This window comes from Humidesulfovibrio sp. (assembly GCF_030689645.1).
Lineage (GTDB): Bacteria > Desulfobacterota > Desulfovibrionia > Desulfovibrionales > Desulfovibrionaceae > Humidesulfovibrio.
In genome coordinates, this window is the sequence record NZ_JAUYFU010000110.1 from 65385 (window position 1) to 91697 (window position 26313).

25 protein-coding genes are annotated in these 26313 nt (G+C 64.8%); 8 read left to right on the plus strand and 17 right to left on the minus strand.

The genetic code is table 11. The features are described from left to right. Positions 1-24: 24 nt before the first annotated feature. From Q8O35_RS14550 to Q8O35_RS14565, 4 genes are all read right to left on the minus strand, one after another. Positions 25-423 carry a PA2779 family protein gene (locus Q8O35_RS14550; RefSeq protein ID WP_305574623.1) on the minus strand — a complete coding sequence of 133 codons (399 nt, stop codon included), beginning with the start codon at positions 421-423 and terminating at the stop codon, positions 25-27. A 215-nt stretch (positions 424-638) separates the two neighbouring features. Then, positions 639-1679, minus strand: coding sequence for a low specificity L-threonine aldolase (locus Q8O35_RS14555; protein ID WP_305574625.1), 1041 nt, complete (start codon positions 1677-1679; stop codon positions 639-641). Position 1680: 1 nt separating this feature from the next. Continuing rightward, complete coding sequence (gene gltX / locus Q8O35_RS14560; protein ID WP_305574627.1) at positions 1681-3084, minus strand: glutamate--tRNA ligase; 1404 nt, start codon at positions 3082-3084, stop codon at positions 1681-1683. Between the two features lie 3 nt (positions 3085-3087). Further along, positions 3088-3309 (minus strand): NifU family protein, encoded by a 222-nt coding sequence (locus tag Q8O35_RS14565; RefSeq protein ID WP_305574629.1) that lies wholly within the window; start codon positions 3307-3309, stop codon positions 3088-3090. A 190-nt stretch (positions 3310-3499) separates the two neighbouring features. Here Q8O35_RS14565 and Q8O35_RS14570 point away from each other — a divergent pair, with 190 nt between their 5' ends. After that, positions 3500-4357 carry a substrate-binding domain-containing protein gene (locus tag Q8O35_RS14570; protein WP_305574631.1) on the plus strand — a complete coding sequence of 286 codons (858 nt, stop codon included), beginning with the start codon at positions 3500-3502 and terminating at the stop codon, positions 4355-4357. 332 nt (positions 4358-4689) lie between these two features. Here the strand turns inward: Q8O35_RS14570 and Q8O35_RS14575 are convergent, their stop codons facing one another. From Q8O35_RS14575 to Q8O35_RS14585, 3 genes are read right to left on the minus strand one after another with little or no spacing between them, the layout of a single operon-like run. Continuing rightward, on the minus strand, positions 4690-5226 hold the full coding sequence (locus tag Q8O35_RS14575; protein WP_305574633.1) for a GNAT family N-acetyltransferase: 537 nt from the start codon (positions 5224-5226) through the stop codon (positions 4690-4692). Positions 5227-5269: 43 nt separating this feature from the next. Beyond that, on the minus strand, positions 5270-5644 hold the full coding sequence (locus tag Q8O35_RS14580; RefSeq protein ID WP_305574635.1) for a NifB/NifX family molybdenum-iron cluster-binding protein: 375 nt from the start codon (positions 5642-5644) through the stop codon (positions 5270-5272). An 18-nt stretch (positions 5645-5662) separates the two neighbouring features. Beyond that, positions 5663-6139, minus strand: coding sequence for a DUF134 domain-containing protein (locus Q8O35_RS14585; protein WP_305574637.1), 477 nt, complete (start codon positions 6137-6139; stop codon positions 5663-5665). Positions 6140-6371: 232 nt separating this feature from the next. On the opposite strand from Q8O35_RS14585, the gene Q8O35_RS14590 reads away from it, so the two are divergent. Next, entirely contained in the window at positions 6372-7274 is a 903-nt protein-coding gene (locus Q8O35_RS14590) for an NAD(P)-dependent oxidoreductase (protein ID WP_305574639.1), read from the plus strand. A gap of 71 nt (positions 7275-7345) precedes the next feature. Here Q8O35_RS14590 and Q8O35_RS14595 read toward each other — a convergent pair whose 3' ends face one another. From Q8O35_RS14595 to Q8O35_RS14620, 6 genes are all read right to left on the minus strand, one after another. After that, positions 7346-7999, minus strand: coding sequence for a carbonic anhydrase (locus tag Q8O35_RS14595; protein ID WP_305574640.1), 654 nt, complete (start codon positions 7997-7999; stop codon positions 7346-7348). 190 nt (positions 8000-8189) lie between these two features. Continuing rightward, on the minus strand, positions 8190-10298 hold the full coding sequence (locus tag Q8O35_RS14600; RefSeq protein ID WP_305574642.1) for a methyl-accepting chemotaxis protein: 2109 nt from the start codon (positions 10296-10298) through the stop codon (positions 8190-8192). A 319-nt stretch (positions 10299-10617) separates the two neighbouring features. Beyond that, entirely contained in the window at positions 10618-11106 is a 489-nt protein-coding gene (locus Q8O35_RS14605) for an ATP-binding protein (RefSeq protein ID WP_305574644.1), read from the minus strand. Between the two features lie 8 nt (positions 11107-11114). Then, positions 11115-11447, minus strand: a complete 333-nt coding sequence (locus Q8O35_RS14610) for an STAS domain-containing protein (RefSeq protein ID WP_305574646.1) — start codon at positions 11445-11447, stop codon at positions 11115-11117. Positions 11448-11471: 24 nt separating this feature from the next. Next, entirely contained in the window at positions 11472-13532 is a 2061-nt protein-coding gene (locus Q8O35_RS14615; RefSeq protein WP_305574648.1) for a SpoIIE family protein phosphatase, read from the minus strand. After that, positions 13529-14506: an ABC transporter substrate-binding protein gene (locus tag Q8O35_RS14620; RefSeq protein ID WP_305574650.1), complete on the minus strand. Its 978-nt coding sequence runs from the start codon at positions 14504-14506 to the stop codon at positions 13529-13531. The genes Q8O35_RS14615 and Q8O35_RS14620 overlap by 4 nt, the downstream gene beginning before the upstream one ends. A 228-nt stretch (positions 14507-14734) precedes the next feature. Here Q8O35_RS14620 and Q8O35_RS14625 point away from each other — a divergent pair, with 228 nt between their 5' ends. The 6 genes from Q8O35_RS14625 to Q8O35_RS14650 are packed head-to-tail and all read left to right on the plus strand — an operon-like array spanning position 14735 to position 21335. Beyond that, positions 14735-16243 carry a benzoate-CoA ligase family protein gene (locus Q8O35_RS14625; RefSeq protein WP_305574652.1) on the plus strand — a complete coding sequence of 503 codons (1509 nt, stop codon included), beginning with the start codon at positions 14735-14737 and terminating at the stop codon, positions 16241-16243. A gap of 14 nt (positions 16244-16257) precedes the next feature. Next, entirely contained in the window at positions 16258-16500 is a 243-nt protein-coding gene (locus Q8O35_RS14630) for an acyl carrier protein (RefSeq protein WP_305574654.1), read from the plus strand. Further along, positions 16491-17609: an acyl carrier protein gene (locus Q8O35_RS14635; protein WP_305574656.1), complete on the plus strand. Its 1119-nt coding sequence runs from the start codon at positions 16491-16493 to the stop codon at positions 17607-17609. Before Q8O35_RS14630 ends, Q8O35_RS14635 begins: the two co-directional genes overlap by 10 nt. A gap of 5 nt (positions 17610-17614) precedes the next feature. Further along, positions 17615-19924: a xanthine dehydrogenase family protein molybdopterin-binding subunit gene (locus Q8O35_RS14640; protein WP_305574658.1), complete on the plus strand. Its 2310-nt coding sequence runs from the start codon at positions 17615-17617 to the stop codon at positions 19922-19924. After that, positions 19921-20496, plus strand: a complete 576-nt coding sequence (locus Q8O35_RS14645) for a (2Fe-2S)-binding protein (protein ID WP_371133152.1) — start codon at positions 19921-19923, stop codon at positions 20494-20496. Before Q8O35_RS14640 ends, Q8O35_RS14645 begins: the two co-directional genes overlap by 4 nt. After that, the gene (locus Q8O35_RS14650) at positions 20493-21335 is read left to right on the plus strand and encodes a xanthine dehydrogenase family protein subunit M (RefSeq protein WP_305574660.1); all 843 of its coding nucleotides are present in this window, start codon (positions 20493-20495) and stop codon (positions 21333-21335) included. Before Q8O35_RS14645 ends, Q8O35_RS14650 begins: the two co-directional genes overlap by 4 nt. A gap of 3 nt (positions 21336-21338) precedes the next feature. Here Q8O35_RS14650 and Q8O35_RS14655 read toward each other — a convergent pair whose 3' ends face one another. The 4 genes from Q8O35_RS14655 to Q8O35_RS14670 all read right to left on the minus strand — a co-directional run bounded on the left by Q8O35_RS14655 (position 21339) and on the right by Q8O35_RS14670 (position 26289). After that, positions 21339-22565, minus strand: coding sequence for an MFS transporter (locus Q8O35_RS14655; RefSeq protein ID WP_305574662.1), 1227 nt, complete (start codon positions 22563-22565; stop codon positions 21339-21341). After that, complete coding sequence (locus Q8O35_RS14660) at positions 22562-23692, minus strand: histidinol-phosphate transaminase (RefSeq protein WP_305574664.1); 1131 nt, start codon at positions 23690-23692, stop codon at positions 22562-22564. Before Q8O35_RS14660 ends, Q8O35_RS14655 begins: the two co-directional genes overlap by 4 nt. After that, the gene (locus tag Q8O35_RS14665; RefSeq protein ID WP_305574666.1) at positions 23673-25049 is read right to left on the minus strand and encodes an ATP-binding protein; all 1377 of its coding nucleotides are present in this window, start codon (positions 25047-25049) and stop codon (positions 23673-23675) included. The genes Q8O35_RS14660 and Q8O35_RS14665 overlap by 20 nt, the downstream gene beginning before the upstream one ends. Before the next feature lie 154 nt (positions 25050-25203). Continuing rightward, positions 25204-26289 (minus strand): peptidoglycan bridge formation glycyltransferase FemA/FemB family protein, encoded by a 1086-nt coding sequence (locus Q8O35_RS14670; protein WP_305574668.1) that lies wholly within the window; start codon positions 26287-26289, stop codon positions 25204-25206. Between the last annotated feature and the right edge of the window lie 24 nt (positions 26290-26313).

The following is a 26313-nucleotide window of genomic DNA, read 5'->3' on the forward strand; positions in this document are numbered from 1 at the left end:
CTTGATTGCGGCCAGGCCGAAAGGTCACCGGATGCTGATGGTCTTGTCGGTAAGCTTCAGTATGACCACCACAAGCAGCACGATGACCAGCAGGGTGACGATGATGCCAAGGCCATCGCCGCCTGCGTCCAGCGCGTTCAGCTGGGAGGCCAGGCTATGCAGCTCCGAGTCGGACACTGCGGAAAGTTTTTCGGAAATCTCGGCGTCGGAGTAACCCAGGGCGGAGAGCTTGGCCTTGACGGCCTTGTGCTCCAGCACCTTCTGCACAGAGGCGAGATCCTGGTTGCGGAGCTCCGAGCTCATGGTCATGGAGGTGGGCACGAGGCTGGCTTCGGCTTTGGGCACGAAGGAGAACAGGGTCATGACGGCGATGAGCAGGAACGCCGTGTGGCGCATGATCATCGTGCTGAGAATCGACTGCATATGGCCTCCCGTGTTGCGAATAAGAGCTGCAATGATGTTATGACAGTGCTTTTGCGCAAGAAGCGCCCTGCGGATGCGCTCCGTTGGACCTTCGGAGCCGGGGGCGCCGCGCACTGGAGCTTCTTACAAAGTGCTCAGGCTTTTTGTCAATAGCTCTGCCGGAAAGCACAGGTGTTCATCTATACTGACGCCCCTCGAAAAGCGCTTACGGCAGGTTATTTTGCTGTCAGGGCTTCCTTGCGCACGGCCTGGGCAAAGGCTTCCACCTCGGCCTCGGTGGTGGCGAAGGAGGTCATGAACCGCACCACGCTCTGTTCATGGTCCCAGGTATAAAAGGCGTAGCGCCGTTGCAGCGTGTCGATGACCTCCGGCTGCAAGGCGGCGAACACGGCGTTGGTCTGCGGGCTTTGCGTGATGCGCACCCCCGGCGCGTCCTTGAGCCTGTCGGCCAGGAGCCGGGCCATTGCGTTGGCGTTGCCAGCGTTTACGCGCCAGAGTGAGTCGTCAAGCAAGGCCAGAAACTGAGCGGCGATGAAGCGCATCTTGGAGCAGAGCTGCATGCCCTGCTTGCGGATGAAAGGGAAGTCCTGCGCGAACTCTGGCCGGAAGAAGACCACGGCCTCGCCGAACATCAGGCCGTTTTTGGTTCCGCCAAAGCTCAGGGCGTCAACGCCTGCATCGCTGGTGATCTCTCGCAGCTCGCAGCCCAGGGCTGCTGCGGCGTTGCCTAGGCGCGCGCCGTCCATGTGCAGGAACATGCCGTGCCCGTGGGCGAAGTCTGCCAGGGCGCGGATTTCCGCAGCCGTGTACAGGGTGCCCAGCTCCGTTGCCTGGGCGATGGAGATGACGCGGGGCTGGTTGTGGTGCTCGTTGCCATGGTGCAGCAGAAAGGGTTCAAGCAGCGCGGGCGTCAGCTTGCCGTCAGGCGTGTCCACATGCATGAGCTTGCAGCCAAGGTGCCTCTCCGGCGCGCCGCACTCGTCCACGTTGATGTGGGCGGAGGCCGCGCAGAGCACGGCGTGGTGCGGTCTTGTCATGGCCTGCAGGGCCAGCACGTTGGCCCCGGTGCCCAGGAACACGAAGAAGGCCTCGGCGCTGTCGCCAAGAACCTCCTTGAAGCGCGCCCGTGCGGCCTGGGTCAGCTCGTCGTCGCCATAGGCCTTGGCCGGGCCGTGGTTGGCCGCAGCCAGGGCGGCCATAACGCGGGGATGCACGCCCGCGTAGTTGTCGCTGGCGAAGCAGGGGGCGTGGGTCACGTTACAGCGCCAGCGCCCGCTTGATGCGCGCGAGGCTCTCGGCCTTGCCCAGCACGCACATGGTTTCGAACAGGCCCGGGCTGGCGGTCTTGCCGGTGAGGGCAACGCGCAGGGGCTGTGCCACGGCTTTGAACTTGAGCCCGCGCTCGTCCAGGAAGGCCTGGGTGGCGGCTTCCAGGGCCTTGTGGTCGGCGTAGTCCGCCGGGGCCTCGTAGATGGGCAGAAGGTCGGTCAAGAGCGCGCGCGACTCAGGCTTCAATTGGTCGGTCACGGCCTTTTCGTCGTAGGCCAGGGAGGCCGCGTCCACCAGGAAGAGCCGGGCCATGTCGGCCATCTCCACCAGGGTCTTGGCGCGGGGCTGGAGCAGGGGCACGATGCTGGCAAGGTAGGCCGGGTCGAGCTTGAGGCCGTCCGTTGCGCCAGCGGCGGCGATGAAGTCCGGGAGCAGGGCGGCCAGGCGCTCGGGCGCGGCCTCCTTGATATAGTGCGCGTTGAGCCACTCAAGCTTCTTGATGTCGAACACGGACGGGGAGTTGCCCAGGTTGCCGGTGCCGAAGAGCTGCACAAGCTCCTCGCGGCTGAAGATCTCCTGGTCGCCGTGGGACCAGCCCAGACGCGCCAGATAGTTCACCAGGGCCTCGGGCAGGTAGCCCATGTTCTTGTATTCCATGACGGAAAGCGCGCCGTGGCGCTTGGAGAGCTTGGCCTTGTCCGGTCCCAGGATCATGGGCACGTGGCCGAACTCGGGCACGCTCCAGCCAAAGGCCTGGTACAGCAAGATCTGGCGCGGGGTGTTGGCAACGTGGTCGTCGCCGCGCAGCACATGGGTCACGCCCATCTCGTGGTCGTCCACCACCACAGCCAGGTTGTACGTGGGCGAGCCGTCGCTGCGGCGCAGGATCATGTCGTCCATCTCGGCGTTCTGCACGGCGGTGGGGCCTTTCACCATGTCGTGAAAGGCGGTGACGCCATCCTGGGGGCCCTTGAAGCGCACCACTCGGCCAGCGCCCGGGCCTTGGCCCAGGTCGCGGCAGCGGCCATCGTACTTGGGCTTTTTGCCTTCGGCCCGCGCCTTCTCGCGCATGGCCTCGACTTCATCTGGCGTGCAGCCGCACCAGTAGGCGTGGCCGCTGGCCAAAAGCTTGTCGATGTAGCTGTTGTAGAGGTCGAAGCGTTGGCTCTGGAACACGGCGGTTCCCTCGGCGGCCAGGTCCAGCCAGGCCATGGCTTCGATGATGGCGTCGGTGGCTTCGGTCGTGCTGCGTTCGCGGTCGGTGTCCTCAACGCGCAACAGGAAGTGCCCGCCTTTGTTCTTGGCCAAGAGCCAGCTGAACAGCGCGGTGCGCGCGCCGCCGATGTGCAGGTAGCCTGTGGGGCTGGGGGCGAAACGGGTGGTGATGCTCATGACTTAGGCCTCCTCAACGGCTTTGACCTGGGGAACTTCTTTCAGGACGATGCGCTCCACGCCGTTTCTCAGGGTCATCTTGGACATTGGGCAGGTTTTGCAACGGCCCGTAAGCCGCACCTTGACGATGCCGTTGGCCGTAATCTCCACAAGCTCCACGTCGCCGCCATCGGCCTGCAACATGGGCCGAACCTTGGCCAGGGCGGCTTCCACCTTCTCGCGCATTGGTGTCCTCCAAAGAAATAAGCCCGCTGAACAATGCCGCCAGAATGGGCGGAAAACGGGCGGAAAATCTGGGCGCAGAACTACGGCCTTTGGCCTGGGCTGTCAACGAAGCGGCCAGGCTGTTGACTGTGCTTCGTCTGTCAGGTTAGGCATATGCCAACACTGACATACTTAACCTGGAGGAAAAAACATGCGCAAACTGTTGCTTGCTTTGGCGGCGGTGCTGTTGCTCGCCGCACCAGTTTTTGCGGAGATGAAGCCGGTCAAGGTCACGGAGTCCTACGGCAAGGGCAATAACGTGTTCAGTCTGGCGACCGGCAGCCCTGGCGAACTGGGGTTGTTGCGGGAACTGGGCGAGGCTTTCGGAAAAAAACATGATGTGCGGCTCGACTGGGTCAAGGCCGGAAGCGGCGAGTCCTTGGAATACCTCAAGGGCAAGCAGGTGGACATGATCATGGTCCACGCGCCTGCCGCTGAAAAGAAGGCCGTGGCCGAGGGCTGGGCCAGCGGGCGCACCCTCATCGGCTCCAACGAGTTCTTTGTCGTCGGACCCGCATCCGACCCGGCGCACATCGCCCATGCCAAGACCGCCGCCGAGGCCTACCAGAAGATCGCTGCGGCCCGCGCCACGTTCTTCTCCCGCGGCGACGACTCCGGCACGCACCGCAAGGAAATGAGTATATGGAAGATGGCAAATGTTCAGCCCTCAGGCGACTGGTACAATGTCACCAAGGCTTTCATGACCGCAACACTCAAGCGCGCCAATGACGAGGGTGGCTACTTCATGACCGATTCCAGCACTTGGGCGTCGGAGAAGAAGTCGTTGCCCGGCCTCAAGATCCTGTTCAAGGGCGACAAGTACCTGGTGAACACCTACCACGCCCTGGCCGCCCCCGCCGGAACAACGGCCGGAGCCAAGACCGCGCAGGCCTTCATCGATTTCGTTGCCTCCGACGCCGGGCAGGAGATCTTCCGCAGCTACGGTAAGAAGACCATCGGCGAGGCGCTGTACGACGACGCCAAGTATGCCAAGCAGTACGACGACTAGAGCAAGAGGAGGGCTGCTTTTCGACCGCCCTGGCCTTGAATCCTCTTCGAATGAGAAATGAAGGTCCGGCGTCAGCCCTGAGCAAAGCGGTTTTGCGCCAAGCTTGCGGCTGATTCCGGGCCTTCGCTGTTGTGATTTCTTCAGGGCGTTTCTGTGGGCTGATTAGTCCCAGGGCGCGCGCGGCTTCGCCGTCCCTGCGAGCAAATCCTCGAGATGGTGCGGCGTTATTCCGTTAAGTTTATGGTATTTCTCATCATAGATGGCGCGAACGAGTGCTTGAACAAGGTCTGGGCCGGCGTCTTGCCCTGGCTCGCATGGGCGGAACAGAAGGTTCATGGGCCAGGAGCAATGCCGTCCAGGGCTGGCTGGCGGTAATCACCGCTGACAACACAGCCGCCATGGCGGCGGAAGAACGCGAGCCGTTTTTCCCTGAGGATTCTGTCCGGCCCGGAGGCGGCGTCTTCCGTCCGCTCCGCCTCCCAGACCATGCCCAGACTGCCGGGCGCCAGCGTTGCGCCTTTTTCGTGGGCAAACTCCAGCAACTTTCCGCCAGCCCCCCGGCCTCTCAGTTCAGGGTCGACGGCAAGGTACACGAGGAACACGGCGGGGATCTTGGGAAGAATGTGCGTTGTGGCCATGGCCACGGTGTTTCCATCCAGAACGGTGCGGAAAGCCATGCCCGCGTTGAGGCGGACGGACTTTTCAATAACTTCGCGCGGCTCTTTTTCGGAAGCTGAAAAGCTGCGCTCATAGATCTCCCAGAAACGTACGTCTCTGGAGAGCGCTCTTTCGTCGAGTTGTTCGTGGCGCAACTGGCCGTCCATTTCATTTCTGCCCACGCCGTGCAGTCGGGGTTTCGTTTGGGTCACGCCAGGGGGAGCGCTCCCCCTGGTCGTCGGATGCTCTCGTGTTCTAGTGGCCGTGGCCGCACTGGTGCCCGGCGCCGTGCTCCAGGCAGATGACCTTGCTGTCCTTGAGGGTGCCGTCAATCCAGGCCTGCACGGCCTCGGCCACATCGCCCTTGGCGCCGCGGAACACCTTGATGCCGGCCTGGTCCAGGCGCATCACCGCGCCCTCGCCCATGTTGCCGGCAACAAGCACCTTCACGCCCATCTCCACCAGGGTGGGGATGAGGTTGGATTTGCAGCCGCAGGCCGGGGGCGGGGTGAAGCGCTCCTGGCCCACAACGGCCTTGTCGTCGTCAAGGGAATAGATGGTGAAGGATTCGCAGTGGCCGAAATGTTCGTCCACCAGTCCGGCGCGTGTGGGAACTGCAAGCTTGAGCATGACGTTCTCCGTTTGGAATCAGGGTTGATCGTTCGGGGAGGCATGGCCGCAGGGGGAACCGGTCCCGGTGCAGCCTTTACGGTGAAAATTGTCTGTCCTGCATGCCGGGCAGGCGTCGGGCCTGCCGGTGCCGAAGGGTTCGTTCCAGCCGTGACCGCAGGCGCAGCAGATGAATTCGCGCACCTGCGGGGCGCAGGAAAGCTCGGCGGCCTCGGCTTCAGTCACCTCAATGCGCAGAACGCAGCCGAGAACCAGGGCCCGCGCCACCTTGCCACGGGCCTGGGCGATGGCCCGGCCAAAGGTCTGACGCGAAACGCCCATTCGCCTGGCCGCCTCCTCCTGGTACAGGCCCTCATGGTCCGCCAGGCGGATGGCCTCGTACTCTTCAAGACTCAGGGTCACCTCCTCCAGGGTAGAGGCGGGCAGGCCAGCGGGCTTGAAGGTCTTGGCAGCCGGGCTTCCGGCGATGCGTCGGCAGCAGCGTGGTCGTGGCATTTGTTCCTCCGTGAGATGCAAGTTATGGGCATATGCTCAAAACGTCAAGGGGTATGGGGCAAATGATTTTCAGGATCCGGATTTGCTGTCGGGCGGTCCAGGCCGCAGCTACCTGATGCGGCAGCGAGCGACACGACCTTCGGGGCTTGCGAAGACTTTCGCGGCCCGTTACCATCGGGGCTGAACTGCTTGCATGTGCTTCCCGCACCCGCAGAAATCCCAGGGAGACCCCATGGCCGCAGCCTTAATGTTGAGCAAGAACGTCCGCATCGGCTGGGTTGGCACCGGCGTCATGGGCCTTTCCATGTGCGGGCACCTCATGGCCGCAGGGCACCTGGCCACTGTGTTTAACCGCACCAAGGCCAAGGCGCAGCCCCTGCTGGACAAGGGCGCTGACTGGGCGGACAGCCCCCGCGCCGTGGCCGAGGCTTCTGACGTGGTGTTCACCATCGTGGGTTACCCGGCGGACGTGCGCAGCGTGTATCTGGAGCCGGACGGCGTGCTGGCGGGCCTCAAGCCCGGCGCAATCGCTGTGGACATGACCACAACCAGCCCCAGTCTGGCCGTGGAGATTTTCGAGTCCGCGCAACAAAGAGGCGCGCATGCCCTGGACGCCCCGGTTTCCGGCGGCGACGTGGGCGCGAAGAACGCGGCCCTGTCCATCATGGTGGGTGGCGAGGCGGAGGTTTTTGAGGCAGTGCGTCCGCTGTTCGAGCGCATGGGGCGCATCATCCAGCATCAGGGCGGCGCCGGGGCAGGGCAGCACACCAAGATGTGCAACCAGATAGTCATCGCCGGGAGCATGATCGGCGTGTGCGAGAGCCTGCTTTACGCCACCCGCGCCGGGCTGGACCCGCAGGTGATGCTCCAGTCCATCTCCAAGGGCGCGGCGGGTTGCTGGAGCCTGGAGAACCTGGCCCCGCGCATCCTCAAGGGCGATTTTGCGCCCGGATTCATGATCGACCATTTCGTGAAGGATATGGGCATTGCGTTGGAGGAGTCGCGGCGCATGGGGCTCAAATTGCCCGGCCTTGAGCTGGTCAGCGGCCTGTACGCCGGGGCGGCCAAGGAAGGCTACGGGCGCGAGGGCACCCAGGCTTTGTTTCTGGCCTTGAAGCGTTTGGCGGAAGCCTAGTATTTTTTTGTCTGAAAGGGGGGGGCGCAGCGGCGACGCTTGCGCCCCCTTTTTCCTTGTGTGCGGCGCTGCTACTTTTTGGGGGTGACGCAGCGGGCCACCAGGGGCTCGAAGGTGCCGGTCTCCGGCAGGTAGCTCAAGAGTTCGCCCTTCTGCATGTCGAAGTACCAGCCGTGCAGGTACACGCGATTCTGCATCACCCGTTCCCACAGCCAGGGAAAAGTCAGCAGGTTCTCAAGGGAGACCAGCACGGAAGCCTGCTCGCAGGCGCGCTGCCGCACATGATCTTCCTGGTCCGGAAGCTGGGCCGACACCTCGGCGAAGGCGGCTTCGGCGATCTTGACCCAGGGCGCGATGAATTCGCCAAGCTCTTCGCGGTTCGGGGTCATAAGCGCCTGGATGCCCCCGCAGCAAGAGTGCCCGAGAACAATGACGTGCTCCACCTCCAGCACCCGCACCGCGTATTCCAGCGCCGCGCTGACGCCGTGGAGGCCGGGGGCTTTTTCATAGGGGGGCACAAGGTTGGCGACGTTGCGCACCACGAACATGTCGCCGGGCTCGCAGCCGGTCAAAAGCGCTGGGTCCACGCGGGAATCGGAGCAGGCGATGACTAGGGCTTTGGGTTTCTGCGCTTGGTTCAAGTCGTTGAAAAGCTCATTGTCGCCGCAGAAATAGGTGCGTTGGAAAATCTTGAAGCCGGAGAGAAAGCTGGCGATATCCGTCATTGGTGCGTGTCTCCGTGGGCGTTTCATCGGGTTTTTTACTGTTGGAAGTGTACGTGAAAGCGGATCATATTTCAAGGGAGGGGCCCAGGGTGAAAAAAGGCGGCCCCCCCAGTCATGGAGGAGCCGCCTGGCTGTTGATGCGTTGGCGCTTGTCGACAGAACGCTCTTAAGTCGGAGCGGCCGCTTTTCGCTAGCCGGACTGCCCGGCCTCTTCCCGCAGCTGGCGGATCAGCGAATTCAGGATCTGGGCCTGGCGCGCCAGCTCGTCAACGGCCTTGGCCGCCTCGTTCATGGCTTGCGAGGTCTCGTTGGCGATGGAGCTCACCTGTTCGATGGAGCGGCTGATCTCCTCGCTGGCGGCGGACTGCTCCTCGCTGGCGGTGGCGATGGACCGCACCTGGTCCGAGGCCGCGTCCACCAGGTGCACGATCTCCTTGAGGGCCTGCCCAGACTCCTCGGCAAGGCCCGTGGCCTCGGTGATGAGCTTGACGGACTTGTCCACGCCCTCGACATTGGCGCGGGTGCCGTGCTGTATGGCGCCGATGGCGTCGCCCACTTCCTTTGTGGCGGTCATGGTCTTTTCCGCCAGCTTGCGCACCTCGTCGGCCACCACCGCGAAGCCCCGGCCCGCATCGCCTGCGCGCGCGGCCTCGATGGCGGCGTTCAGCGCCAGCAGGTTGGTCTGGTCGGCGATGTCGCTGATGACGTTCATGATCTGGCCGATGTCCTCGGCCTGCTTGCCCAGGGTGCCCATGTCGGACTTGAGCTTGGCGGTCTGCTGCTGCACTTGGTTCATGCCCGTCATGGCCTTGTTCACCACGTCAGCGCCGCTCTGGGCCTTCTTGCGGGCCCCGTCGGAGGTTTCCGCAGCCTGGCCGGCGTTCTTGGCCACCTCAAGCACGGTGGCGTTCATCTCCTCCATGGCCGTGGCCGTTTCGGTGATGCGCGATGCCTGGCGATCCGCGCCCCGGCTGGATTCGCCGATCTGAGCGGAGAGCTGGGCCGAGGCTGAGGACACGATGCTCACGATGGCCTCAAGCTTCTCTGCAGCGGTGAGCATGCCCTCGCTCTTGGCGCGTTCTGCGTTCTTGCGGGCCTCGTCGGCTTCGGCCTTGGACACCTCGGCCGCGTGGGCCTTGTCTTCGGCTTCCTGGGTCTTGACGTGGATGTCCTTGATGTTCTGTTCAAGCACTCCGGCGGTTGTGTTCAGGGCGTTGTAGATGGCCCCGATCTCGTCCTGGCGGTTGTGCTTGATGCGGTGGTCGTACACGCCCTTGGCGATGTCGTTCACAAAAGCGGACACGGCGTTCAGGGGCTTCAGGATGAAGTTGTTGCTCACCAGCCAAACGGCCAGCGCCATGACGAGGAGACTGATGATGCCCACGAAGGTCAGCAGGTACAGGGTCTTCACCACCGGGGCGTTGATCTCGGCTTCTTGGATGAAGCCCATGAGCTTCCACTTGGTCTTGGGCGAGGTGTAGACGACGCCGAGATGCTTTTTGCCGTCGATGACGAAGCTCTCGCTGCCGGACTCCATCTTGAACAGGGTGTTCAGGTGCTTGGACTCCAGTTCGGCCACCTTCTTGAAGTTGTAGGCCTCGTGCTTGGGCTCGGCCATGATGACGCCGTCGTCCTGCACAAGGACGAGATAGCCGGTTTCGCCCAGCTTCACGGACTTGATGAGCCCGGTGAGCTTCTTCAGGGAGATGTCGATGCCCATGACGCCGATGACCTTGCCGTCGCGCACGACGGTGCGTGCTGCGCTGGTCACTGCCTCGCCCGTGGTGGACATGTAGGCCTTGGAGAGCATGGCCTTGTCGGTCAGGGGCTTGGCTTCCGTATACCAGGGGCGCTTGCGCGGGTCGTACCCGGCGGGCATGTCGGAGTCCTCAAGGGCGCTGACGAAGGCGCCGTTCTCGCTGCCCAGGAAGACCTCAACGTAAGCCGGGTGGGTGTTTTGCACCGAGGAGAAGAAGTCCACGAGTTTGCGGCCCATGGCGTCGCCTGCGTCCACCTTGGCCTTGCGCTTTTCGGTGCCGCCCACGTGGGTGGTGGTCACCTCGTCCATGCGCATGGCCAGTGGGTTCTTGGCCAGCATGTCGGCGTTCATCAGGCTCTCGTCCAGGAAAAGAGTGATGGCGTAGTCCACCTGGCCCATTTCGCTCTTGGCTGCTCGCACGTAGGACTCGTGTGATTGTTGGCTGAAGCTGTACGCCACGATCGCCAGAATGCCGGCGAGGATGACGGCGATGACTGAGACGAGGCCAAGAATAAGACGGGTTTTGATGGAACGGGGCATAAGGCCTCCTGTCCGGGTTGGTATTTCCACTGTTGCGGCCTGGGGGGAGCACGCTCTTTATGTCATCGTCGCATTCTTGCAAATGCAATAGGTGCTGGTTCGACACCTTGCTACGCTAGCACAGCCTATGAAATCTTGGCAAGCGCATCACGCCGACACGCCATAACTGTGAGAGACGAATGGGCGTATTGCTATGATTCTATGGATGATTTTGAGATGGCAGCGCGTGTTTCGAGGCGCTTTGCGTCCAGATGATGGGGTGCCCGCGTTGGGCAATATGGCGGCGGTGAGCGCCCGGAGCGCCGGGCGGGGAGAGGCGCTAGTCTTCCGTCGTGGGGGGGAATCGCAGGGTCAGCACGTTGGCCTGGCCCTGCCGCGCATAGGCGGGCTGGCTCATGGTGCGGATGAGGAAGAGCCCCATGCCGCCCAGGGCGCGGTGCTCCAGGTCGGCCTCCAGGTTGGATTCCAGCCTGGACAGCAGGTCGTCGTCCTGGTCGGCTGGCGCGTCATCTGATGGTTGCGCCGCCTGGGTGGCTCCAACGGGGTCGAAGGCAGCGCCCCAGTCCGTGAGCACCAGGCGGAACACCCCGTCGGCGTCCGGCCCGCAGGCCAGCTCGATTTGGTGGGCCACGTCTGGGCCCATGCCGCTGTAGGCATGGCGGATGACGTTTATCAGCGCCTCCTCCAGCACCAGCTCCACGCGCTGCTGCGCCGCCAGGTCGAGCCCGGCGCACGTCGCCCCGTCCAGCGCAAACTGGCGAAACTGCGGGAGGCTGTCCTCCGAGGCGGGCAGGCGCAAGAGGCTCATTTTAAGCCTTAGGAGCGGGCCAGGGCTTCCTGGCGCGAGGGGAAGGTGGGGAAAAGCTTGCTGAAGCCGGACACGGCGAAGACTTCGGCCACGATGCCGCCCATGGCGCAGAAGGCCATGTCGCCCCCAGCACCCTTGAGCTTTTTGGCGGCGGAGAGAATGCTGCGCAGACCCGCGCTGCTGATGTACTCAAGCTTGCTCAGGTCCACCACCAGGCGCTTGTCCCCGGCTTCCAGACAGCCCAGGCAATGGGCCTCGAACTGGGAGGAGGTGGCGGCGTCCATGCGGCCCTCAACCTCAAGCACGAGGAAAACGCCTTCTTTGTTCTGCGTGAACTGCATGGTCAACTCCTTAGGCGGGCCGGTTCAGCCCGCGTTTTCGCCAGACCCCAGGTAGCGCAGGGCCAGCATGGTGATGTCGTCGGACTGCTCCGCACCGGAGGCGAAGGACAGGATGTCCCGGCCCAGATGCTCGCACAGGGCTTTGGGCTCAAGGGCGCCCCTGGCCGCCACCTGCTCCAGCAACCGGTCTTCCCCGTAGAGGGCCAGGTCCGGGTTCATGGCCTCGGTGACGCCGTCCGTGTAGAGCAGAATTCCGTCGCCGGGGGCCAGGATCAGGGTGTCTGTGGTGTAGACCACGCCTTCCATGGCTCCGGCCACTGGCTCCTGCTGGGTGGGCAGATATTCCGGGACGCCTCCGGCGCGCAGCAGCACGGGCGGGTTGTGCCCGGCCGAGGCGTAGCGCACTTCCCCGGTGTTCATGTTCAGCACGGCGCAGAAGATGGTCACGAACATGCACGATTCGTTGTCCTGGGCCAGATCGTTGCTGGCGCGGGTAAGGATGCGGCCTGGGTCTGCGCCCCTGCGCGCGCGCACCGCAGAGTCCATGCCGGGGGTGCGCCCCTCGTCGGCCTTGCGCTGTTCGTCGGTTATGCGCTGTTCGTCGGTTCTGCGCTGTTCGCCGGAGCGGGCGCTTTCGGCCACGGCTTTGATGAGGGTTTTGGCCACGGCCATGTAGAAGGCGGCCGGAACGCCCTTGCCCGAAACGTCGCCGATAAGGAAGCAGAACTGGTCCTCGCCGCAGGGGAAGAAGTCGTAGAAGTCGCCGCCGACCTCGCGCGCGGGCACGAGGCTGGCGAAGAGGTCGATCTCGCTGCGGTTGGGGAATGGCGGGAAGATTTTAGGCAAAATGCCCATCTGGATGTCGTGGGCGATGCGCAGTTCGCTCTCCATGCGCTCCCGGCTGGCCGTGGCCTGGGTCAGGTCGCGGATGTAGTCGCGCAGGCTCGTCTGCATGTGTCCGAAGCTCTCCGCCAGTTCACGCACTTCATCTTTGGCGCCAAGCTCCGGCATCTGCGCGTCCAGGTTGCCTTCGGCCACATCCCGCGCGGCGACCGTCAGTCGGCGCAGGGGCCGGGTGATGCCGCGGGCGATGAATGCGATAAGCACGGCCAGGGCCAGGAAACCGCCGCCGCCCAAAGCCGCGGACACCAGGGCCAGGGTATGCACCGAGGCCAGAAGCTCGTCGCGCGGGTAGAAAACACCGAGGGACCAGCCCGTGCTGGGCAGGGGCGCGTAGACCAGAAAGCCTTGTTTGCCCGAATGCAGGCTTGTTTGGGGCAGGAACTTCGACCCGCCGCGAATCATGTCCTGGCCGATCTGCCGCAGGGCCTGGTCCTGGTGCGCCTCGGCCCGGCTGAATATGCTCTCGTTGTAGGCCACGCCAGAGGCCGGGTGAGTGACGTAGGTGCCGGTGCGGGTGATGAGATAGGCGTAGCCGGTGTCGAGCACGGAAGTGCCTGCCACAAGGCGCTTCAGCCACTCAAGAGAGACATCGGCTGTGACCACGCCCGCCACGCTCTGCTTGCCGTCTTTGACGCGGTGGAAGGGCACGGAGCAGGTGGCCATGAGGGAATCGCCGCCGCCCTCGTCGTAATAGGGTTCGCTCCACTCTATGCGGTCCATCTCGCGCGGGATCTGGTACCAGTCCATGCCGTGGTAGCGGTAGTCCGGCCCGCCCAGGAAAGTGGCCTTGGGGCCAAGGGGCGTGCGGAACGTGTAAGGCGCGTAGTAAAGCTGGCCCTTGCGGCGGCCTTCGGGTTCAAAGGCGACAGCCGTTCCGTACAGGGCCTCGTTGTCCTGCAGCAGGCGGCGCTGGCGCTGGAAGATGTCCGCCTCGGCAAGGTCGCCGTACTCCATGTCGTAGGCCATGCCTTGGGCAATCTTTGGAATGGGGGCCAGCACCGATTCAATGTGGTTCACAAGGGCCTGGGAGAAGTTGCGGGCGTTGGCCTCGGCCTGATGCAACAGTGCCTCGCGGGCCATGAAATATGTGGCCAGCACGATGCTCACGAACACCGCTCCGGCTCCGGTAAGCACCAGGGCTGAGAGCCGTAAGGCTAGACCGCGCGGAAAGAGAGGCTTCACTGGGATCTCCCGGTGCGCAGGGCCTGCCCGCGTGAAAAATCTTTGAAAGACGGGGTCTTCTTGATGAACGCGAGGCTTGTCAGCGCGGTGGCGACGCCTTGGTAGTCCGCCTCTTTCAACTCACCCAGGGGCGTGTCCGTCTTGGTTGCCGGCAGCATCACATCGCGCATGCGCGCCAGCATGAAGCGCTGATGCACGCGGCTCACTGGCACATGAGCCTCGCTCATGCGGGTCAGAACGATGTCGAGTGCTTCCTCCGGGTGGGCGAAGGCGTACTCCCAGCCGCGCAGGCTGGCCGATACCACGGCCTGGCAAAGCTCCGGGTCGGCGTTCAGGGTTTTTTCTAAGGTGTAGATACCGTCCTCCGGGAAATTCAGGTCAAGGTCGCGGTAGAAGAACACCCGCAGGTCCTCCGGGTCCAGGCCCGAGGCCAGCAGGGTGTGGAACTCGTTGTACCACATGGCCGAAGCGGCATCCACGCCGCCGCGCAAAAACAGATTCACCGAGCTTGATTGAGGGATGATGGTGGGCTTTATGCCCAGTCGCTGGAACAGGGCGCGGGGCTGGAGCTGAAACTCGTTGTCCCAGAGGCTCACGCGTTTGCCGTCCAGGTCCTTGGGCTCCTTGATGCCGGAGTCTGCGCGGGTGACAAGCATCAGGGCCGAGCGCTGCACCAGCTGGGCCAGGTGGACGATGGCCTGGGGGGTGTTCTGGGTTTCCACCCGGCGCTCGATGCCGGTGGACAGAAACATGGTGGCGAACTGGGCGCGGCCCTGGGCCAGCAGGCGTGACGCCACGACGTCCTGTCCGCCGGGAATGATGGCAAGTTCTACGCCAGCCTCGCGGTAGAAGCCCTTGGCATGGGCCACGTAGTATCCTGCGAACTGGGCCTGCGGCTGCCACTGGAGCACCAGCGCGGCCCGCTTGGGCTCTCCGGCCCTGGCCTCGGCCACGGGACCGCATAGAAGGGCCATGGCCAGCGCCAAGGTCAGCGTAAGCAGGCATGCTGCGCCTGGTGACTTCAAGCCGTTCTTCATCGATTCAGTGTATATCCAAGGCGGCTGCCCTGTCCAGCTCGGCATGATGACGACGCACCCTACGTCAATGCATGTCGCTGCCTTGTTGACCGCCGCGAAGTGAATCTGGTACCTACGCCTTGTGCGCAGTCTCTTCGCCAAATCTAAATGAACACAAGGCGCGCCATGTCAGAACACGCCAACATCGCCGCACGGCTCCTGAACCGCAACCGCAACCGCTGCCCGCACAAGGCTGCCTATCTCTGCGGAGACGACACCCTGACGCATTTGGCCCTGGCTGCGGAAGCCGCACGCTTCGCCAACCTCTTGCGCGGGCGCGGAGTCATGCCTGGCGACCGCGTGTTGCTGGTCTTGCCGGACAGCTTCGCCGCGGTGAAGGCTTTTTTGGGGACCATGCTTTTATCTGCATGCCCCACGCCCGTGAGCACCCTGCTTTCCGCAGAGGAATACGCCTTCGTCCTGGCGGACTCCGGGGCCAGGGCCCTCATTTGCGCGGAGGAGTCTCCGGCTCTGGACGCCGCGCGCGCGGTCCCCGGTGTGGACTGCGTGCTGCCCTGCGGCTTGGACGGCCCCTGGGGCCTGGCCGACTTCTCCACGGGGTTCGAGGCCGCGCCTCCAAGCCCGGACGGCCCGGGCTTCATGCTGTACAGCTCCGGCTCCACGGGCAGGCCCAAGGGCGTGCCCCATGCCCAGGCAGACCTTTTGGTTCCCGGCAAAGGCTGGGGAGGCCTTGTGTTGGGCGTCCGCGCGGACGACGTCATCTTTTCAGCCAGCAAGCTCTCCTTTGCCTACGGTCTGGAATCCTCCGTAAGCCTGCCTCTCGATGCGGGGGCCACGGCGGTGCTCATGCCCGGCAAGCCTGGCCCCTACGAGCTTTTCGAGACCATCGCCCGGCATCGCCCCAGCCTGTTCTTCTGCGTACCCACCCTCTACAGCATGCTGCTGCGGGCCTATGAGCCGAACGCTGCGGAAACAGACCTCTCCAGCGTGCGCTTGTGCTTCTCCGCCGGGGAAGCCTTGCCTGAGGGGCTTTGCCGCCAGTGGACGCGCGCCACCGGGGTGGAGATCCTGGACGGAATCGGCTCCACCGAGGCCTGCAATGTGTTCATCTCCAATCGTCCGGGCCAGGCGCTCTGCGGTTCGAGCGGCCAGGTGGTGCCCGGCTACGAGGCCCGTCTGGTGGATGACGACGGCGAGGGCGTATCCGACGGGACGCCGGGCAATCTGCACGTGCGCGGCGAGGGCATCTGCTCGGCCTACTGGAACCGGCCAGGCAAGACTGCCGAAACCATGCTTGCGGACGGCTGGCTCGCCACCGGAGATGTGTATGTGCGGGACAAGGGCTTTTATTTCCACAAGGGCCGCAGCGACGACATGCTGAAGATCGGCGCGCACTGGGTGTCTCCTGTCCAGGTGGAGGAGGCCCTGCGCGAGCATCCGGCGGTGCTGGACTGCGCCGTGGCTGCATTGGCCGTGGAGGGCCTGGTGCGGCCCTGCGCCCATGTGGTGCCGCGCCCTGGGTTTGAGGCCGGTCCGAAGCTCGCGGCGGAGCTTCTGCGTTTTGCCCGCAGGTCGCTTCCGCCGCCGCAGTGCCCTGTGCGTGTTGTTCTGGTGGACGAGCTGCCGAAAACTGCTACGGGAAAGGTGCAGCGCTTTCGCCTGCGCCAGCTTTAAAGAAGGAGAATCAGATGGCTGTGAGTGTTGCTGATCTGCGCGCGCTTCTGGAAGAGGCTGGGGTGAAGCCCGAGCTGGCCCGCTCCCTGGACCCGGCTGCGCCTTTGCTCCGTCAGGGGGTTGACTCCGTCGATTTTCCGGCCTTCTGCGCTCTGTTGGAGGAGCGCTGCGCGCTGGCCTTGGATGAGGAGGCCGTGTTGAAATTGCGCACCCTGGAGGACTTCGCCAGGTTCCTTGGTGAGGCTTCGTGCAAGTAGCCGACGCCCGCGCCGAGGCCCTGGCGTCCCTGAAAGCCGGTTATGCGGAGCTGACCCCCGGCCAGAAGCTGACGTACCGGCTCTTCCGGCCCGAGGACGCGCCCGGCGTCGGGCGGCTGTTCTGGCAGGTGTATGGTGATGGCTATCCTGTGGATGACCCGTATATCCCAGAACTCCTGATCGAGGCCAACCGCACGGGCCGCATCCACACCGTGGTCGTGGTGGCGGAGGACGGCTCCATCGTTGCCCAGGCCGCCTGCTTCCAAAGTTCTCCGCCCAACCGGCGCCTGTATGAGTATGGCCAGCTGCTGCTGGATAAAGGCTACCGCAATACTTTCGCTGCGGCCCGCATGCACCAGTTCTTCGTCAAGAACATGCTCGGCCAGATGGACGGGGTGGACGGCACCTACGGCGAGGCCGTGTGCCACCATCTTGTGACCCAGAAAATGGTCATTGGCTCCGGCTTCAGGGAGTGCGGGGCGGAGCTCGGCCTCATGCCCGAAACCGCCTACGCCGGCGAGGGCGTGGTGGGGCGGGCGAGCTGCCTGTTCGCTCAGCGCGTGGACCAGGACCAGCCGGGCGCGCTCTATCTGCCTGGCGAGTGGGGCGGCCTGGTGCAGGGCATCATGGGGCAGTGGCCGCTCTCCCGCGACGTGGGTGAGGGCGACGCCCAGGTTCCGGCTCAGGCCGTGACCAGGCTTGAGGCCCGGCAGTTTCCCTTTGCCGGGGTTCGGCGCGTCACCGTGTTCCGCATCGGCGCGGACTTTGCCGCGCGCATGGCTGCGGAGCTTGAGGCCGCGCGGGCAGACCGTGCGACCCTGGTGCAGCTGTTCCTGTGCCTGGGCGAGGCATGGACAGGCGCGGCTGCGCAGGCGCTGCGTCAGGCCGGGTTCTTTTTCGCGGGATTCATGCCGCAGTGGTTCGGCGAAACCGGTGCCGGCCCCGACGGCATCCTGGTCCAACGGTTCCTTGAGCCGGTGACCCTGGCCGGGCTGCGCTTCTGGACCCCGGAGATGGAGCAGCTCGGGATGCGGATTGTGGCGGACATGGAACGCTCCAGCCGCGAGTTCGGCGCGCCCAGCGTGACCTTCCTGCCTGTGCCGGGGTAACGCCCATGCCGCGCCTGTCTCCGCCGCGCGCCGATGCGCTCTCCAAGGCCACGGGCGCGGAACGCTATGCCTTCGACGTGTTGCCCGAGGGCTGCCTGCATGCCGGGGCGTACCGGCCCGGCGCGGCCCTGGGCGTGGCCCATGGCCGGGTGCGCGGGGTGGACGCGTCCGCCGCCCTGGCTGTCCCTGGCGTGCTGCGCGTATTGACCGCCGCCGACGTGCCTGGGCCGAATCTGCACGGCATTATGCACAAGGACCAGCCTGTGCTCTGCGGAGAGGTCATCCGCCACGCAGGCGATCCTGTGGCGCTCCTTTTGGCCGAAACGCCGGAGGCCCTGCGCGCCGGGCTGGCTGCCATGCGCGCGGACATCGAGCCCCTGCCGGGAGTCTTCGATCCCGAGGCTGCGCTGAAGCGCGGCGCGCCGCTGGTGCACCAGGGCCGCAAGGACGGCAATCTGCTCCTGCGCGCGGTCATCGAAAAGGGCAAGGCCAAAGCTGCCCTGAAGGCCGCTGCCGTGGTGGTGCGCGGCGAATTCTCCACCCCGGTGCAGGAGCACGCCTTTCTGGAGACCCAGTGCGGCGTTGCGCAAATGCTGCCCGACGGCATCCTCCACATGACCTTAAGCACTCAGTCCCCGTTTCGCGACCGCTTTGAGATCGGCGGCGCGCTGGGCCTTGATCCTTTCAAGATCCGCATCCGCGCCCCGCACCTGGGCGGCGGCTTTGGCGGCAAGGACGGGGCGACGGTGCAGTGCCTGCTGGGATTGGCCGCGCTGAACACCGGGGGCAAACCTGTGCGCATGGCCTGGGACCGCGAAGAGAGCATTTTGGCCGGGTTCAAGCGCCACGCCGTGCGCCTGCGCTGCGCCCTGGGCGCGGAGGCCGACGGCACCCTCACAGTCTTTGACTGCCGGATGCTTTTCGACACCGGGGCATACGCGCACCTTGGCGGCGAGGTCATGGAGCTGTCCATGGAGCACGCCAGCGGCCCCTACCGCGTGCCCCACGTGCGCGTGGAAGGGCGCTGCGTGTACACCAACAATCCCATCGCCGGGGCTTTCCGCGGCTTTGGCGTGGCCCAGGCCAGCCCGGCCTTCGAGGGCCTCATGGACGAGCTGGCGGCCAAACTTGGCCTGGACCCGCTGGCGCTGCGGCGCAAGAACGCGCTCACGCGGGGGGACGAGAACTGCTCCGGCGTACGCCTCACCGGCTCCACGGACCTGTGCGCTTGCCTGGACGCTGTGGCCGGGCACCCGTTCTGGACAGGGCGCGAGGACTGGCGCAAATCCGCGCCGCCCTTCACCCGTCGGGGTGTTGGTCTGGCTGCGGTGTTTAACGGCATGGGCTATGGCCGGGGACTGCCGGACATGGCCATCGCCAAGGTGGAGTTGACGGAGGCGGGCGAGTTCCTGGTGTACAACGCCGTGGCCGACATGGGCCAGGGCAACGCCTCGGCCTTTGCGCTCCTGGCCGCGCAGGAGCTGAACCAGGAGGCCGCCTCCGTGGGCCTGGTCATGCCGGACACGGAGCGCTGCCACCCCTCGGGCTCGTCGTCCGCCGGGCGATCTACCTACACCTTCGGCAATGCGCTGGTGCGCGCCTGCGCAGCCTTGCGGCATAAACTCATCAGCCGCGCAGCCATGCCGTTTTTGTGCGACACCCTGGACGGCCTTGAACTTGAGCCGGGGCGCGTGGTGCACAGGCCAACGGGCCGGGCAATGCCGCTTTCCGTGCTGGCGCGCTTTCTCCCGCATGACGACCGGATCTGCGTGGCTGAGTTCCTCATGCCCGTGGCTCAGGATATTTCCGGCTCCGCGCGCGGCTTCATGATCGGCTTTCCGCACCTGCTTTTCGCCTATGCCGCGCACTTGGCGCGGATTGAGTTGGACGAACTCACGGGCCGGGTGCGCGTGTGCGACTACGTCTGCGCCACCGACGGCGGCCGCGTGCTCACCCGCCAGGGCTTTGACCAGCAGGCCCAGGGCGGCGCGGCTCAGGGAATCGGCTTCGCGCTGTTCGAGGACTTCCGCCTGGACCAGGGCCGTACGCTTACCAGCGACCTGACGAGGTACCTCATCCCCACGGCGCTGGATGTGCCGGACACGGTCTCCCTCGCGGTGGATGGTTGTGAGGACAGCGGGCCGCACGGCCTCAAGGGCGTTGGTGAGGTGGGCTTGAACGGCCCGGCCCCGGCCATCGCCTCGGCCCTGCGGCACTGCGCGGGGCTGCGCCTGCGCCAATTGCCCTTCACCCCGGAGCGCTTGCTGAAGGCGCTTTCAAAGGCCCGCCCGGCCAAGGCCAGGAGGTCCGCATGATGCTTTTGTTCCGGCTCAACGGGCAGAGCGTGGAGGTTGAGACAGCCCCGGACCGCCGCGCCGTGGATCTTTTGCGCGATCTTGGCGCGCCCCACCCCGATGTGAAGGATGTTAAGGAGGGCTGCGGCACGGGCGAGTGCGGGGCCTGCTCCGTGCTGGTGGACGGCGTGCACCGGCTGTCCTGCCTCATGCTGGCCGCGCAGTTGGCGGGCCGCGAGGTGGTGACGGCTTCGGGCCTGGGAAGCGAGGCCGCACCGCATGCCATCCAGCGCGCCTTTGCCGACCATGGCGCGGTGCAGTGCGGCTTCTGCACGCCGGGCATGGCCGTGGCCGCAGCCGCGCTGCTTCAGGACAATATGGCCCCAGGACGCGAGGACATCCGCCGGGCCATTTCCGGCAACCTCTGCCGCTGCACGGGCTATGTGATGATAGTGGATGCTATTGAGGCGGCTGCGGGAAAAATGCGGAGCGATCCTTCAGCGCTGCACGAAGAGCGTGTTGCGTCGCGCAAGGCGGCAAAGTCTTCGCGCAAAGCAACGATGCCGTCGCGCAAAAAGGCGGGCAAGTCATGAAGGTGTTGACTCCGAGGGAGCTGCCGGAGCTTTTCGCGGCTTTGGAAACACCAGGTGCGCATATGCTGGCCGGCGGAACGGACCTGCTTGTGCGTCTGCGCGCTGCGGAGCGTGAGGGGCGCGCGCTGCCGCAAGCCCTCGTGCGTCTCGATGGCGTTGCGGTTCTGCGCGGCATAGTCCGCGAGGCGGACGGCTCCCTGCGCCTGGGCGCGGCCGCGACCCACGCCGAACTGCTGGCGCATCCGCTGCTGCGGCAGGAGCTGCCTGAGCTGGCCGCCGCGCTTTGCGAACTGGGCTCCCCGCCCATCCGCAACATGGGCACCTTGGGCGGCAACATCTGCACGGCCTCGCCAGCGGGCGATTCGCTGCCGCCGCTCATGGCCCTCGGGGCCGAGGTCGAGCTGGCGTCTCTGGCCGGAACGCGGCGCATGGCCTTGAGCGACTTCATCACCGGGCCGGGCCGCACGAGCCTTAAGCCTGGAGAGGTGCTGACTGCGGTGATCGCACCGCCTGCGCGGAATTTTCAGGTGCGGCATTTCGAGAAGGTCGGGCGCAGAGGCGCGCTGGCCGTGGCCGTGGTCAGCCTGGCCGCCCTTGTGCGGCTGGAGCGGGGCCGGGTGGCGGAGGCTCGTCTGGCGTGGGGCTCCGTGGGGCCGACAGTGTGGCGCTGCCCGGAGGCCGAGGCCGCGCTGATGGGTCAACGGCTGACTCTGACGGCACTTGGCCGCGTTGGGGCCATTGTGCGCGAGAACGTGCGACCCATCGACGACATCCGCGCCAGCGCGGACTATCGGCGCCAAGTGGCGGGCAACCTGCTGCTGCGTTTGGCCGTGCTTTGACCTCTAGACCTTTCGCGGTTCTGCGGGCGTGAGCCGCCCCACGGGCAGCACAGCCAGGCCAGAAGCCAGCAGCAGGCCGCCGCTGACCACGAACAGGCTTTGCAGGCTCAGCCCTGCGGCCAGCGCCCACCCTCCGATGACCGGTCCCAAGATGAATCCGGCGTCCAGCGCCACCAGAAGCAGGTTGGTGTTGGTTCCGCGCAGCTTCGGCTGGCTCACGCGGTACATGGCTGCGTTGAACATCGGCATGCCCAGTCCCAGGGCCACGCCGTAGAGGCCGGCCATGTAAAGCAGCGCGTGTTCGCCGCTCCCCAGCCCCATGCGCGTCGCAAGGCCGAAGCAGGGCACCAGCCCGGCCAGGAAGATCATCGCTAGACCTGCGGCGCGGCCGGGGTTCAGGGTGTCCAGGCTGCGCATGCCCAGCACGCGAACGGCGATGGTAGCGAGGTTGGCGAAGGTGAAGAACAGGCCAGGATTCACCACGCCGATGGTCAAGCTCCAACTTTTCATAAAGAAATAGACGATGGTGTGCCCTGAAGTCAGGCAGAAATTCCCCAGGATGAGCGGAAGCACTCCCGGCTCGCGCAGGCCTGAGAGCACCTCGGACCAGGCCGGGCGGCGGGTGTCTTCCGGGGGCAAGGCTGCGGCCAGGGCGCGGCTCTTACGGCCCAGGGGGGCCAGCAGCAGGATCGCCGGGAGCATGAGCGGCGCGGCCATGGCGTAAGCCCAGCCAGGAGCAGGCAGAAACGGGGTCACGGTCTCCACAAAAGGCGGCATGAGAGCGCTGGGCAAGAGCGAGGTGAGGGACAAGAGGCCGAAGCCCTGAGCCACGCGGTCGCGCGGGAGAAAGTGGGTGAAGGCGGCCATGAGCCCGGAGGCCAGGGTCACGTAGCCTGCGCCGTGGATGACTCGCACCAGGGCGATGCTGGGCGCGCTCTCGGCAAAGGGGTAGCAGAGCAGGGCCATGATGGCCAAGCCAGACCCCAAGCGCATGGCCCTGGTGCTGTTGCCCAGGTTCAGAATCCCGCTTAAGTAAGGCCGCAGGGCCAGGGCCGTCAGCGGCTCCAGCGCCAGCAGCGGTCCGCGCCAGTGCGGGTCAATATTCAGATACTGAAGGTAGTTATAGAATCCATAGAAAATTGCTAGATTGCAGAAACACACCAGGCTCACCACGCAAAGCGCGCAGAATTCATAGCTCATCAATGTTGACGGGGTCTTGTCCTGGCTCATGCTGCCCCGCCTTGGCGCACCAGGTCAACAACATCCCGAAATGCTGAAAGGAAATCGCGCATCACCGGCTGTTGCACCAGGCTCACGCGGATCCAGTTGGGGAAGCGGAAGCCGGTCATGGTGCGCACCATGACGCCCCGGCGCATGAGCTGGCGGTAGATGAGCGAGTCGGACGCCGGAGTTTGCACCATGGCGAAGTTGCCCGCGCCGCAAACGTAGGGGAGTCCAAGCTCGTCAAAGGCAGGCAGGAGCAGCGCCTTGGCCTCGGCCACCATGGCCTGCGTGGACCGGATGTGCTCCGCGTCGTCCAGGAGGGCGGCTGCGGCGGCGGGTTGGCCCAGGCTGTTTACGGAATAGACGATGTGCGTGCGCCGGATGTAGTCCACCGCGTCCTTCTGGCCGCACACGTAGCCCACGCGCAGTCCGGCCAGGGCGTACATCTTGGAGAAGGTGCGGAACACCACCACATTCTTGTGGCGCTCCATGATCTCCATGCCGTCAGGGAAATCCTCATCGTCCACATACTCGCGGTAGGCCTCGTCCAGCACCACGATGGCGCGGCCAGCCACTCCGCGCAGGAACCGCTCCATCTCGTCGCGCTTCCACCATGTGCCTGTGGGGTTGTTGGGATTGCACACGAAGAGGATCTTGGTGCGGCCATTCATGGCGCGCAGCATGGCTTCGGAGTCGAAACCCTGGTTGCGCAGGGGGATGAGCCGGGCCTGGAATCCGGAGAACTCGGCCACCCATTCGTACACGGCAAAGGTCTTGTCTGCGGTGATGATGTTGTCGCCTTTGTCGCAGAAGGCCTTGATGACGCTGGCGATGACCTCGCAGGAACCATTGCCCACCAGGAAACGCTCCGGGTCCTTGCCGAAGCGCTCGCCCAGGGTTTGGCGCAGGAAGAAGCAGTCGCCGCTGGGGTAGGCTGCTGCGCTCGGAGGCTCGAAGCTCTCCAGCACGCGCCGCGCGGCGGGCGGCGGGCCGAGGGCGTTCTCGTTGTTGTTCAGGCGGTGCAGGTGGTCCACCTTGTACGTGCGCATCAGCTCGGCGTCGGGCCGGCTGGGCACATAAGCCTCGAACGCCCGGATGTGCGGCGGCACCAGCTCAGCTATGGGCAGTGACATGCTGGCACACCAGGAGGTCGGAGGCGCCCGCGTGGGGCAGGATGAGCCGGGGCTCGAAGCCGCAGCCGCGTATGGCAGGGTAGAGGGCGGCCTGCCAGGGCTCGGAGAGATCCAGATGCAGGAGGATGTCCGGCGGCGGCCCTTCCTGCGCTTGCTCCTTAAGGGCGCTCACGTGGGCCGCGAGGTTGGTTGCGAAGTCCTGGCCGTCAAGCAGGGGCCTGAGAATAGCCAAGCCGCGCCTGCGGTCCAACGAGGTAGCCAGAAGCGAGTGCTCGGTAGTGTGATGCGTCTGGGTGGGCTCCGCCTTGAGAATGTCGCGGCTGAAGGCAAGCAGATTGTACTGGCGCTCCAGGAACGGGGTCAGGTCCGGGTGGCACCATACCGCGCCGCCCACATCCTCCCGCAGGTGGCGGAAGAGTGCGGCCTGGGGGCTTTCGCCTTCGCCATCTTCTCCACGCAGGGTCAGGCTGCCCAGGCTTTCGAACCAGCCTTCGGGCACATCGGAGGTGGGCCGTTCGCTGAAGGCGCACACGGCCTCTGTGCGGGCCACTGCGGAAAGAAAGCGTTCCGCAAGCAGGCGCGCGGTCTCCTTGGCCAGAACCCGGTCCGGCGCGGCGTCGAACACGTACGGCCCGGAAAAGACCACGGATTTCGGACCGGAGGCGCGCCAGCAGAGCAGACCGGCTGGTTTGCCCGTAGCATCCTGAGCCAGCAGGGCCTGATACTGGCCGGCGGTTACCATGTCGGCGAAGCGCTCCGGTCGGAAGAAGCTCGCCGGGCAGGCCCGGACAGGATAGCGTTCTGCGGCCAGCAGCGCGGCATGTTGCAAGAGCCCCTTAGCCAGAGGACCGTCCTCCGGTCGCGACACGCTGATGGGCGGGATGAGAAATTGAGGCGTGCACAGGGGGGCGGCCTCCGGGTACTGGCGGTCCACCTCGGCCGTGAGCACATACACCCCGGAGCCGCTGGACTCCATGCTGCAACGGTCCGTGGTGCGCGAGGCCACAAGCAGGCCCAATTCCGCTGCCTGGTCCGACAGGGAGTCTGGGCCGGAGGCGAGGTCCACCTGGGCGGCGAAGTTGAGCGCACGCAGGCTCACATCGCCCGCGCGGAAGCGGAAGGCCACGCGAACGAAAGTTCCGCCCTGACTCAACGTCAGCCGCAGGGGCTCCTCGCGTCCAGCGAAGCGGCACAAGTAGGCGAAGAACTCCTCCACCGCCAGGGAGAGCTTCAGGGTCCCGTTGCGATCCAGGCCGAAGACCTGGGCGGCGTTTTCTGCCGCGCTGGCTGCGGTGGGCAGATAGGCCACATCGGGCGGCAGCTCGAGAGTCAGGCATTGCGGGCTATGTGCTGGCACGGCGTCCCCTCAGGGTTCAATTTGGGCTGGCAAAAGACATGCTCCATTGGTTGGAATTACGTATAACAGAAGCCGGAGCCGTGTACAACCACTCGCCTGCTCTTGCCCCTGAGCCCCACAGGACTCTGGAAGCAGGAGCGAGAACAGCACGGATTTATTGCTGTTGGTCCGAATCGCTGTGCGCATATGCAGCATACACGCTTTCGGCGTTGCACAATTCTCTGTATGCGGCTGGAATCAAAGGATAGTCCCAGGACCCTGTTCTGTATTCGATCCTGCCGCCAAATCCTGTTTTGAAACGGTAGAGACCGTAAAACGGATGGGACGGGTCATCACTGGGTGACACCGCTCCCATTTCATATCTGGCGCAGCCCCTTGCGTGGGCTTGGAGCATGCCGGTCCAGTGCATGAGGCTGGGCGCCATCAGGTCCCGCTTGATGTTGGCCGAGGCCCCGTATAGGAAATTTGCCGTTTCGCCTGCGATTCCCACGATGGCCCCGGCAAGGAGGTCGGAGCCATGCTTTGCAAGCAGGAAGAGCAGTTCCGAATGGCCGGGCGCGCAGACCAGGCATTGAAACATGGTGGTGAAGTGCTTCAATCCGCATGACTTGAAGCCGTTGCGCAGCGCTGTTTGCTGATATAAGGCGTAAAATTCGGGCAGGTCTTGGACGCTGCCCTCCTGCACAGTGACCCCTTTGCGCAGAGCAACCCTGATGTTGTAGCGCGTCTTGGGCTTCATCCTCTTGAGCATCGCGTCCTCGCTTCCAACAAGGTCTACGACGAGGGAGCTGGCCACGGTCATGTCCTCCGGCGCTTTTTTGATGTTCCAGTGCCTGGTGCCCATGTTCATGCGCAGCTCTCGCAGTCGTGGTTCGGGAAAGCCGTCCCAACCACCCTGTTGCATTTCGCCTGCGTAAGGAGAAATCCAGGGCAGGTCATAGCGGATGAAGGCCACACCAGGGCCAAGGGTTTTGGCCAAGGCCATGGAAAAGTCTTCAATGAACGTGCCATAATCCTCCTCCGGGGGTGCAAACTCAGGCCCTTGTGGCACAATGGCGATGGTGTGCTTTCCAAAAGGCTTCAGCAGGACCAGGACGTCTTTATCCGGACCGGCAGCTTGAATGTCGAATGCCCGTGGATGAAGACCGAGCCGGGCTTTCACCTGCGCCCAGAAGGAGGTCTGGAACAGAATGTCCGTCGGAAGCAACGCGTTCATGGCCTTTGATGTGACATCAATCATGTCCTTCTCCATTTGTGCGTGGCA